This window comes from Oscillospiraceae bacterium CM (assembly GCA_022870705.1).
Classification (GTDB): Bacteria; Bacillota; Clostridia; order Oscillospirales; family Oscillospiraceae; genus Sporobacter.
Genome location: CP072107.1, coordinates 351,111 through 363,244 on the forward strand (window position 1 = coordinate 351,111; position 12,134 = coordinate 363,244).

Consider the following 12,134-nt stretch of genomic DNA (forward strand, 5'->3'; position numbering starts at 1 on the left):
ATTCATCCAGATTTTAGAATCAGATATAATTCCTAAATAGAGGGAAAAAACAAGATTGAAACGAGGTGACTGTGTTGGGCTTCGAATTCCGTCTAAAAACGGGTTTCTTCGAAACAAAACCGTTTGATTTGCTTATCAGTAAAGGAAAATTAATACTTTCGCCTTCAGAAGCTGAAGACCAGGTAATCACAATATCTGAGAAAGATATCCTGAATATTACATTAAAGAACGTGAAGTCTTTAGAAATTGAAATTCAGACATGGGACAAGATTTATCAGGGCGTATTTGACAACAAGGCGGAGTATGAGAAACTACTCGGCGATCTAAAAGAAAACATTAACAAGAAGATAGTTTGTGAATATGAGGGAGGAAATTGATGTGAGAAAAAAAGTACTTTCATGGTTGTTGGCAGTCTCTATGGTTCTGTCAATTTTTGGATCAGTGCCGCTAACCGCATCTGCAGCCAGCTATACAGAATATAATATCGAAGCTGGCGCAGTAATTATTTCTGCTAATGGTGATTATCGAATATATGGCACTGGCGCCTCCACCGCAAACACAATTGTGGTAAACACAGGTGTAACAGCAAATATCGTTCTTGATGATATTAATATCAATGTCAGCGGTACCAGTAACGCCTGTGCTTTTGATATCCAAGGAACAGCTCAAATCAGTGTTGTTCTTGCTGCGGGATCCGAAAACACTTTGCTTAGCGGCGAGTACAAGGCCGGATTACAGGTGGCAGATTTGGCTCAATTGACAATTGATTCTGATGCAGATAATGCGGGGATTCTTAATTCTTACAGCGGAAACTATGGAGCAGGAATTGGCGGCGCTTACCAGCACAGCGGCGGCGTTATCATCATTAATAACGGAATAATCAACGCCAACGCAAGCTATGGTGCTGGATCAGGTATCGGCAGCGGACTTTATGGCGACGACTGCAATATCACAATCAATGGTGGCAGTATTACGGCAAACGGTTCCGGTGCAGGAGCCGGAATTGGTTCAGGCGGAAGCGGAGATGTTGGCAGAATCCATATTCACGGAGGAACCGTTGTCGCTAGCAGCACCGGCAATGAAGCTTCCTATGACGGAGGCAGCGGAATCGGCAGCGGCGACGAAGGCTACAACGGCGAAATTCTCATAGACGGTGGGGCTGTAACCGCCTACGGAAAATATGACTGTCCGGGCATCGGCGGTTGTTACGGATCCACAGGCACAATCACCATACGCGGAGCGGGCACAACTGTGACGGCTAGCAGCGGGCTCTATGCGGCCGCTATCGGCGGCGGCGGTGGCATAATAAATATCGAAGGCGGCACAGTCACGGCAAATGGTAGATACAGAAGCCCCGGCATAGGCGATTATGATGATGGTACCACTGTTATTAACATTAGCGGGGGAACAGTAATTTCGAATGGCGGTGAAGATGCCTGTGGAATCGGCAGCGGCTACTATTCCGAGTATAATCCTCTTCCAATCTTAAATTTCAGCGGCGGTAATCTATCAGCCAGCCACGGTGCCGGCGCGTCCTATGACATCAATGCCATATTAAAGACAAGCGAAGGAGAAGCCTTTTCCGCCGGCGGTCGTTTAGTTGCCGCTTCCGGTCAGGTTACAAGCATTGCAGGCTCGGTCACAGGCGTATTCGCTTATGACTTAAACGGGATCGCGACCAATGAAGCAGTTGTTACCTCAATGGAGGAAAGCGCCTCGGGATATTTTGTGCTCTACCCTCTTGAGACGGGTATGCAAATTATTAGGCAGGACGATAATTTAAGCTGGAAATATGCATCCGACGCAGTCCAGCCACAGTTAACTGCCGGCACGGTGGAAAGAAATTCCGATTCTCAGGCGGATATTACATTTACCTGCGATGAATTTGCCGGAGTCTTCTTTGAAGTGACGGCTGATGGCGCGGCAACTCCGGACATTGACACGTCTGGCAGCGGCGATTACTGTAACGGTGAAACAACACTGCATCTGGATAGTCTTACGGCGGGAGCGTGTGATATATATTTACAAGCGAAAGATTTTGCCGGCAACATAGGTCCAATCATAAAAATGGATATCGATTCTTTTACCGTAGATGTCTGCCAAATAGGAGATACCAAGTATACATCGCTGGCTGATGCACTGGACGAATTGACGAGCGGACAAACAATCACATTGCTTAGCGATATTACATACAATGAAAGAATTTGGGCAGGCTCCAGTTATCGCCCCTCGCTGAGCCTTGACCTGAACGGATATGAACTCGATATATCTAATGTCGAAGTACCTATTGCTGCGATAGACGGATACGACATCTTAGTGACAGACAGCTCGGAACCCGGCGGAGGAACACTCATTTTAACTACGACATCCGGTGATTCGGCTCCAACTGGCGTAACAGCAGTCGGGATTGGAAGCAGTGTTTTGGTGGACTCCAGCGTCACAACAACTATCACCGCAACCGGTGATAACAGTAAGGGTGTATCTGCTTATAACGGAGGAAGTGTAGAAATAGGCAGTGGCAATATTACTTCAGATACATATGGCATATATACCTACGGAATGTCTGGAGATACCGCAAGCCTGATTACATTCACGGGCAATATTACAGCAACAGGTGTAGACAGCGAAGGATTGGAAGCGAATAGCGGTGGCGAAATTACTATAAATGGAAACGTCTCTGGTGGCCGATATGGAGCTCTGGCAATGTACGCAGGAACTATATCGGTTAGTGGAAATGTCACGGCGTTCGGAAATCTCTCACCCCAATACTCGGCGGCGGCAGCAGCTGAGGGAAACGGCAGCAGCGTGGCAGTCGGCGGCAACGCAACAGTGACGGGCAGCTATGGCTACGGAGCTCTGGCCAATAACGGCGGCGTTGTCACGGTAGGCGGTGATGTGAGCGCGACCGGTACAGGATGCTATGGCGTATATGCCATTGGATATGACTACGGTGGCGAAATCACAATTGATGGAACAATCGATGCTGCAACCTACATCAGCGTCGGCGGTAACGTAAGAACCCCGAATCAGACCGATGAATCACCAGCAAAAGCAGGGTATCTTACATATTCCTACGGAGACCCGGCCAGCACGGTCTGGGTCAAGAACCAGTTTAGTGCTTTTGTCTGGGTTGTTACTAATCAAGGTGCCGAAATCGCCACCGGGCCGGCGAAGTTGGGAATACCGGACGGTCCGCTGACCTCCATTCGCAATGTAGCAGAAGGTTTCTGGATGTCCGGAGCGGATTTCGTTGGAACCCAGCTCTATGGAGTAAGTTACGGCGAAGGTAATTCGGGTTTATACAAAATTAATGAGCAAACCGGTGAATATGAACTGGTTGACTACACCGGCTCGTCCCTGACTGGATTTACTTATGATGCACAAAACCAGGTGGCCTATGCAATCGGTCAAGTCAATACGTACAACTACTTATATACCGTCGACCTCGAGACCGGCGTCTCAACGCCTATGGGCATATTAGACGGTCCATATCTCATCGTAGATATTGCGGTAGATAATGCTGGCAACCTGTACGGACTGGATATTAATAATGACGCTCTGCTATCCATTAATCCGAGTACTGCGGCAGTTACCCAAATTGGGAGCCTTGGATTAAATATAAATTATGCCCAAGATATTGCTTATGACAGGGATAACGGCGTATTATATGGTACGCTTTATGCTTATGATGGTGGATCTCACGGTTTATACATCATTAACACATCAACTGGGCTTGCAACACTAAAATACGCATTCGATGGAAATATAGAAGTAGATAGTTTTGCAATTCCATATATTCCAGCTACGGATACAGACTGCATCGTCCCCGGCTGCACAACCTCCACCGATGACGGTGGGTTTACGGAATTCACGATGATCGGAGATGAAAAATATTATCACATCTCCACAGCGGCTCAGCTGGCGCACATAAACGAACACCTAGACCTGAATTACATCCAGACCGCGGACATCGACCTTGCCCAATATAACGGAGGGTTATGGAATCCGATCGGTGGATATCTAGGAAGCGACTGGTTTACAGGCCGATATCTGGGAGACGGCCACAAGATCGAGAATATGAAAATAGATGTGACCAGTCCCGACGGATCAATCATCTATGCAGGATTGTTCGGCTTAACCTCTCCATCAGCACATATCGAGGGAATCAATCTAGAGATTGATAGCATGTCAGCAGCCCAGGGTTTCCTAGCCTATGGGGAAGTATACCTGGGTGGAATCGCGGCTACCCACCGATCTACAGCGACGATTGAGGACTGCCATGTCAGCTTAAACGGAAATGTTTCTGCAACCAGTGACGGCGGAAATGTCTATGTGGGCGGCATCGCGGGCTATAACAGCGGCAATATCAGCGACTGCAGTACAGCCACTTCTACGGCAAGCACCGTGACTGTTGCAGCACGGGGCAAAGAAGCTTTTGTTGGCGGAATTGCTGGCTATACCAGCGGAAATGTTCTGAATTCGGATAACAGCGGTAAGCTGCATGCAGAGGCTGCCAGCGATACCTATACCCGTAGGGTCTATGTCGGCGGTATTGTCGGTTACGCTGTCGACTCCTCAACCGATACGATCATTGAAAACTGCCAAAACGATGCTGACATTGAAAGCATCAACAACTGCGACGTCGAAAATACCTACCGGGCTTATGCCGGAGGAATTGTTGGACATATCTATTGGAATGATTCGGCACAATCGGTCATCATAAGAAACTGCGCAAATATCAGCAAGGATAAGCAGGTTTATACAAAAGCGCCCTCTACCTTGACCGGGGGCATTGCCGGCTCTGCCCGCTTTGTCCCGCAGACCAATATCAAAATTGAAAACTGCTATAATCGCAGCAATGTAATTAGCGATATGCTTAATTTTAACTGGAATAAAGGGCCGGAATACTGTACGGGCGTCACTGCGGGCGGTATTATCGGCGCTGCCGGCGGAATCAGAGTTCAGAACTGCTATTCTTCTGCGGCAGATATTTCCGCAACAGCCACGACAGGCGAGGACGCCTATGAGGGCGGCATCGCCGGCCTGATCTGGGGTACAATGCTAAGTGAAGACTATTACGAAACCAATGCAAACGTCGCTGTGGGAATCGGCGGTGCCGTTGACTCCAGCATGGCAATTGTTCTCCAAGCAGATTTGGCGGGGGAAGCTGAAGGCGCTACGGCTGCTCAGCTTCAAACGAAATCCTTCTACGGTGATAGCTGGCAGTGGTATACCAGCGGCGGCACGGAGCCTGCGTACTACAGTTCTACGGATCCCTGGCGATTCGCGGCGGCTGATAGCTATCCCGTCCTGCGGGGCTTGCCGTATACCCCAACTCCTCCCAGCGGAGGCAGCTCCTACACTCCAAGCACATACCGGATTACCTCGACAGCCAATGTGGGCGGGGCAATAACTCCGGCCGGAAATTCTATTGTGACGGAATACGGCAGCATCACATTTACGATCAAGCCGGATAAAAACTACATCATCAAAGATGTACTCGTTGACGGAGCTAGCATCGGTACAGTGACAACATACACCTTTTCTTCCGTCAGATCGAATCATACGATCGAAGCAATTTTTGCGCATGATTGCCCGAGTAAGCCGTTTACCGATGTGGACATCACGCAGTGGTACCATGAAGGGATTGACTATGTGTTGCTTGCCGGCCTGTTCAAAGGGACCTCTGCAACGACGTTTGAGCCAAATACCTCTATGACAAGAGCGATGCTGGTCACCGTCCTCCACCGTCTCGAAGGAACTCCGGCGGCTACAGGTAATACTTTCTCCGATGTAGCTTCCGGAAAATGGTATACTAACGCCGTTGTCTGGGCAAACGTAAAAGGCATTGTCAAGGGGTATGACTCGGATACCTTTGGTACGAATGATTTCATCACCCGTGAACAGCTTGCCACAATTTTGTACCGTTATGCTCAATATAAAGGCTACGACGTAATCGTTGGCGAAGACACCAACATCCTTTCCTATGAGGATGCTTTCAACATTTCCGAATATGCTATTCCCGCAGTCCAATGGGCTTGCGGCGCAGGCATTATGCAAGGCGATGCAGCAAAACTTGATCCCCAAGGTAACGCCACCCGGGCACAAGTCGCGGCGATGCTTATGAGATTCATTGAGAATGTTGTAAAATAAGATGCAGTAAGAAGCAACAACGGGAACAGCAGTCAGATGTGCTACGTTAGCCTCTTACTGCTGTTCCCACATGAACAAAGTGTTTTAATATATTTGAAAGATGATTTTCCTCATTAAATGCTATATAGGTGAATGTATATGATCGAAAGGAGCTGTGCCATGAAAATGATTAATCTGTCCCTAAAACGGTACACTGTATTGTTGATATCCACACTGCTGCTTTTCTCAGCACTTGTTACCCCTGCATATGGCATTACAATTACGCCAATCACACCGACTCAGCCGATAACACCAATTACGCCGATTACTCCAATAACTCCGATTCAGCCGGGCGACGGTACGACATTGCCGCCTTTAATTTCCCCGGAGTATGATTTTACTTTATCCAATGGTGCCGCAACGATTACGAAATACAAAGGAACCGCTTCAAAAGTAGTGATCCCGTCACAATTAGGCGGAAGTCCGGTCAAAGTAATCGGCATCATGGCATTCAACGGGAATAAAACACTTACTGATGTAGTTATCCCCGAGGGAGTCACCACGCTTAAAGACATGTCTTTCTATAATTGCACAAACCTTGTCAATGTAACCCTTCCCTCGACACTAACAAGGTTGGAGGGTGAGTCTTTCGCATTATGCTCAAAACTTACAAGTATCACTCTTCCGGATAACCTCACTTTTTTGGATTCCTATGCTTTTCATGGCTCTGGGTTGACCTCCATAACCTTCCCCAAAAACCTAACGGATTTTTTATTCTTTCATGAAACCAATAATCTGAAAGCAATCAATGTTGTGCCGGAAAATCCCGCTTTCGCAAGCATCGACAGGGTGCTATACACTAAGGATAAAAAAGACCTTCTCCTGTATCCTCCGGCAAAACCAGATATAACCTTCAGCGTTCCCGATGGCGTCTTGTATCTTTCTCATGGTGCATTTTCCGGGAGCCGGTATTTACAAAAGGTAACCGTGCCTGCGAGTGTAGTTTTCGTATATGGTTCTTTTCGCTATTGCGAAAGCTTGACCACGGTTGAATTCTTGGGAAGCACGACAAAACTATACGTTGATTGCTTTAAGGGCAGCAAGATGTTGACAAATGTTACTTTGCCAGCCAAGCTGGAACTGATTCCGGCAGAAGCTTTCTATAAATGTTCCAGTCTGAAAAGCATTGTGATCCCTTCTACAGTGAAAACAATCGAACATAACGCTTTTTCAGAATGCATAAATCTAGCGTCGATCAACCTTCCGGCTGGCCTCAAAGAAATCCAAAGTGGTACTTTCTCCGGATGCACTGCGCTTTCGTCTATAGCAATACCCGAGACTGTTGAACTGATCAACAACTATGCTTTTTCTGGCTGTTCCAATCTGTCCACTGTTACGATCCCGTCCAACGTTGCCAAGATAGGCAAAAAAGCATTTCAGAGCTGCTCAAATCTCGCCGACGCAAGATTCACCGGCAACGCGCCGTCAATCGGCATTGAACTCTTTTGGAACACATCCGAAGGCTTTACCATTTACTATCCTTTTGGGAAAGAAGGCTGGACTACACCGACATGGTACGGATATCCCACAAAAGGGTACCTTGCGTATTCTGATCTGCCTATTATTAAGGTCCGGACACCCATCACGTTCCCGATTCCCTCATCAGATCCACAGACTCCTCCTCTGACAATTCCCAGGCCGGATTTTACCTTGCCATTGATACCGGCGCCTACAGAGGACGAAGCCCCCGACCTGCTTCCGAAGGAAGTGCTTCCAATCTTACCCGGCACTGACAGCTTTTACTCCAACGCCAGCGCATGGGCCGTACCCGAACTGAAGGAGGCAAACGGGCTGGGTCTTATTCCCGATATTCTTAAAGGCGCCGATATGACCAAATCCATTACCCGTGAGGAATTCTGTGAACTTGCTGTGTTGCTGTATGAAAAGATGACGGGAACGACAGCATCTCCTATGACTCCGAACCCCTTTACAGATACGACGAACAGCCAAATCCTTAAGGCCTATAAGCTGGGCATCACGACGGGCACATCGGCCACGACTTTCTCCCCCAAAACGCTGATCAATAGAGAACAGTGCGCCACAATGCTGTTCAGGGCCATCAAAGCCATCGCGCCAAACGCCGATTACAGCGTTTTGGGTGTGAATGATTTCCCCGATCAAAAGGACATTTCCACTTGGGCTGTGGATGGAGCCAAGTACATGTCGAAGCTCGGCATCATCAAGGGCGACACTGCGGGCAACTTCATGCCGAAGCCAATTACCGTGGCGCAGACCACAGCCGGCTTCGGGATGGCTGCTCGGGAGGCGGCAATCCTTATGACTGTAAGAACCTATAACGCGATAGATTAATGATTTGCCGACAGCTGTTTTCCATTAAACCACAGGCTGTAGGTATGTTATTGTATGGTGGTTAGAATCAAGCAAGCAGCAACGGGAACAGCAGTTAGAGGAGCTTTTTATAGCCTCTCATTGCTGTTCCCACATAACAATATCTAACATCTGTTGCAGAAAGAAGAATTCCCCATGACTAATGATATCTTACTATCTAAAATAGAAGACGAGCTTGAACGGTATCGCAAACTTTACGATGCCCTAAGAATAATTGACCCTGTTAATAAAAGAACAATTGGTCGCTCTGACAATTCCGATTATGGATTGGGCAATATTTCTTTTGACTATTGGACGTACGACTTGATAAGTGATGACTCCATTGCAACAAAAGCATTTCAAGAAAATACGTGTGTTATGAGATTGGTGCATATGGGTGGTCCCACTTTTCTTATTACCGCTTTTCCAATAGAAATCTCAGGTGAAAAATTGGTAATTGAGTTGTTAAAGAATGTTTCCAACAGCCTGTCCATTAACCCTAAAGATTATTCTGATCCAAGCAACAGTTTGGCTTTGAAGGATGAACTGACGAACTTATTTAACAGGCGGTATGTCGATGAGCGTCTATCGAAAGATATTGTGAAGGCTTTTGTCGAGCAGTTGCCAATGTCAGTAATATTTTTGGATGTTGATAATTTGAAAGAAATAAATGATTCACTAGGACATGCATTCGGAGATAAAGTCCTGATAGACGTTGCTGATATCATAATGCGATCAATCCGTTCTGATACCGATTGGGTGGCTCGATATGGCGGCGATGAATTTTTGATTTGCCTAAACAAAACCGATGCAAATGAGGCATTTGAAATTGCTGAAAGAGTACGAAATAAAGTAGCTGAACTAGTTATTTTGCAAAATAAGAAAATAGGGACGACCGTTTCGCTAGGCATATATTCCGGGCAAAAAGAAATGACTGCGGCTGAAGTAATATCTTTCGCTGATAAAAAAATGTACGAAGCTAAAAGAAACGGAAAAAATTGCACGATGCAGTAAATACATGCGTGGAAAATCCAAAAAAAGGCGGTGATGAGTTGTGAATATTCGGCTTTGGCCAAAAGCGAAAGCAGGAAAATATGCGTCATGTTTTACTCTGCTTTTTATTGTCATGATGATCTTAAAATATTATACTTACAGCATTCCTTTCCCAACTCCAGCTATCGCCGGCCTAGGAGTGATAGGCTTTGTTTTAGGAACTAGCTCAATGATAATAAACAAAGACAGATCTTTGCTGACACTGCTCTCTGTTGTCCTTGGCCTATTGGTTGTTCTTTGGATAGCAGCAGAAATACTGTTTCCTCATTAAATTAAAGTTCATGAATTACATATTTGGATGGATTGTTTATTATGCTTGTGTTATGATGTGCTTAGGTTACATTATTCGGCATAAAATACAAAATAATTTTGAAAGGGGTAAGAAAGATGTCAAAGCTAAGCATTATTGAGGGAATCGGAGAGACCTATGAGACCAAGTTGGAAGCGGCTGGAGTAAAGTCAATCGAAGCACTACTGGATACTTGCGCGACAAAAAACGGAAGAACTGAACTCGCTGAAAAAACAGGGATTTCTGAAAAGCTGATTCTCAAGTGGGCAAACCATGCCGATCTTGCCCGTATCAAGGGCATCGGCGGAGAATATGCTGAATTGCTGGAAGCTGCCGGCGTTGATACCGTCCCCGAGCTGGCAATGCGCAAAGCTGAAAACCTTTTCAAAAAGATGCAGGAAACCAACGATGCCAAATCTCTCGTAAGGAAATTGCCTACAGAGGCGCAGGTTGAAGATTGGGTAAAACAAGCGGCAGCGCTGCCCCGTATTCTGCAGTACTAAAAAAATCAAGAGGGTGTTCAAATGCTGAAAGAATTCAAAGAGTTTGCATTAAAAGGAAATGTCATCGACCTGGCCGTTGGCGTAATCATTGGTGGAGCGTTCGGCAAAATCGTCTCATCTCTAGTAAATGATATCCTCATGCCTGTAATTGGCGTTATTTTGGGTGGGGTAAGCTTCACTGATTTAAAATATGTTATCACACCTGCAAGCGGCGATATTGCAGAAGTGGCTATCCTTTACGGTTCGTTCATTCAAGCAATCGTAGATTTCCTTATTATTGCTTTTTCTATTTTCCTGTTTATTAAACTCCTAGCATCCAGAAAAAAGAAAGAAGCAGAAGCACCCTCGGCTCCGCCGGCACCTGCTCCGGAAGTTCTATTACTTGAAGAAATTCGCGACCTGCTGAGAACAAAACAGTAAGGAGTAGGAAACATGGACATAAAAGGAAAAATAGAAAAGCTTGTGGACAAGGTTAAGTCGGACAATGACTTTGCATCCAAGTTCTCCAGTGATCCGGTGAAGGCAATCGAATCTGTTCTTGGGATCGATCTACCCGATGATCAGATTAAAGCTCTCATTGATGGCGTAAAGGCAAAGGTATCTTTAGATCAGGCGGGCGGCCTGCTGGGTTCTATTAAGAAATTGTTTTAGCCGTGACGGGCAGAAGTGGCGGAAGCATAGCATCACAGATATTAACTCCCGTTTATTAAATGAAAAGGAGATGTTATATCTTGGAGGATACTAATTACAGAATGCCTTTAATCGGTGACACTGCTCCAGCTTTTGAAGCTGTGACCACCCAGGGGCCGATCAAGTTCCCGGAAGATTTCAAAGGGAAATGGGTTATTCTTTTCTCACACCCGGCAGATTTTACCCCTGTCTGCACCACTGAATTCATGACCTTTGCATCAATGGCGGACGAGTTCAAGGAATTGAACACTGAGCTTGTAGGTCTTTCGGTTGATTCCTTATATGCGCACATCGCATGGCTTCGAAAGATTCAGGAACTTGAGTGGAAGGGTATGAAAAACGTTGAGGTTAAATTCCCACTCATTGAAGATATTAAAATGGATGTAGCCAAAAAGTACGGAATGATACAGTCCCAGTCGACAACACAAGCTGTACGAGCAGTATTCTTTATTGACCCGAAGGGTATTATTCGTACTATCCTTTATTACCCTGCCTCTCTTGGCAGAAATTTTGAAGAGATCAAGAGAATTATTCTCGGGCTTCAAAAGGCTGATAAGGACTCGGTTGCAACACCCGCAAACTGGAGACCCGGTGACGATACCATTATCCCGACCCCCGGCTCTTGCGGTGTTGCAAAGGAAAGAATGGAGAGCAAGGACGAGAATAAATACTGTCTCGACTGGTTCCTTTGCTTCAATAAGGAAAAGAAATAACCACAGAAAAGAGATTTTAAAATGAAGAAGTTCACATTAACTGAAGCAAATGAAATTGCAGCCAAGCTGGGGATTGATTTCAGCAAAGTAAAGTTTACACCCGAAGAGTATTTGGAAGGCTTGAACATAGAACTTGAGCATGGTGTTGTTGATTTTGAAACCAATGTAACCAGTGATGACCCGCTTATGACGGGAAAGATTGCACTAGCTCATCTGAACGAAGTTCCTTTATACTATAATGAGGATATTGGCCTTGAGGCTTGGGAGCATGCGATAGAAGCTTTCAAAGGAGACCCGAAGGGTAAGAAAATCCAAATCGTATAGCCTACCTGGGACGAACAGTTTGAATGGCGAAGGAATGTGGCT

The 12,134-nt window shown here is 46.1% G+C and carries 9 protein-coding genes and 1 pseudogene; all 10 read left to right on the forward strand.

The features are described from left to right. Positions 1-74 precede the first annotated feature (74 nt). The 10 genes and pseudogenes from IZU99_01830 (at position 75) to IZU99_01875 (ending at position 12,005) form a co-directional block, all read left to right on the forward strand. Positions 75-377 carry a hypothetical protein gene (locus IZU99_01830; GenBank protein UOO38034.1) on the forward strand — a complete coding sequence of 101 codons (303 nt, stop codon included), beginning with the start codon at positions 75-77 and terminating at the stop codon, positions 375-377. A 1-nt stretch (position 378) separates the two neighbouring features. Continuing rightward, positions 379-6,153 (forward strand): S-layer homology domain-containing protein, encoded by a 5,775-nt coding sequence (locus IZU99_01835; GenBank protein UOO38035.1) that lies wholly within the window; start codon positions 379-381, stop codon positions 6,151-6,153. 159 nt (positions 6,154-6,312) lie between these two features. Beyond that, the gene (locus tag IZU99_01840) at positions 6,313-8,502 is read left to right on the forward strand and encodes a leucine-rich repeat protein (protein ID UOO38036.1); all 2,190 of its coding nucleotides are present in this window, start codon (positions 6,313-6,315) and stop codon (positions 8,500-8,502) included. Positions 8,503-8,676: 174 nt separating this feature from the next. After that, positions 8,677-9,534 carry a GGDEF domain-containing protein gene (locus IZU99_01845; protein ID UOO38037.1) on the forward strand — a complete coding sequence of 286 codons (858 nt, stop codon included), beginning with the start codon at positions 8,677-8,679 and terminating at the stop codon, positions 9,532-9,534. A 40-nt stretch (positions 9,535-9,574) separates the two neighbouring features. Then, positions 9,575-9,844, forward strand: a complete 270-nt coding sequence (locus tag IZU99_01850; GenBank protein ID UOO38038.1) for a hypothetical protein — start codon at positions 9,575-9,577, stop codon at positions 9,842-9,844. 116 nt (positions 9,845-9,960) lie between these two features. After that, positions 9,961-10,365, forward strand: coding sequence for a DUF4332 domain-containing protein (locus IZU99_01855; protein ID UOO38039.1), 405 nt, complete (start codon positions 9,961-9,963; stop codon positions 10,363-10,365). 21 nt (positions 10,366-10,386) lie between these two features. Then, the gene (gene mscL, locus IZU99_01860; protein UOO38040.1) at positions 10,387-10,785 is read left to right on the forward strand and encodes a large-conductance mechanosensitive channel protein MscL; all 399 of its coding nucleotides are present in this window, start codon (positions 10,387-10,389) and stop codon (positions 10,783-10,785) included. A gap of 12 nt (positions 10,786-10,797) precedes the next feature. Continuing rightward, a complete protein-coding gene (locus IZU99_01865) occupies positions 10,798-11,016 on the forward strand; it encodes a hypothetical protein (GenBank protein ID UOO38041.1) in 219 nt (72 codons plus the stop codon). Positions 11,017-11,117: 101 nt separating this feature from the next. After that, positions 11,118-11,768, forward strand: a complete 651-nt coding sequence (locus IZU99_01870; GenBank protein UOO38713.1) for a peroxiredoxin — start codon at positions 11,118-11,120, stop codon at positions 11,766-11,768. A 21-nt stretch (positions 11,769-11,789) separates the two neighbouring features. Further along, positions 11,790-12,005, forward strand: a pseudogene (locus tag IZU99_01875) (hypothetical protein). Positions 12,006-12,134: the final 129 nt, after the last annotated feature.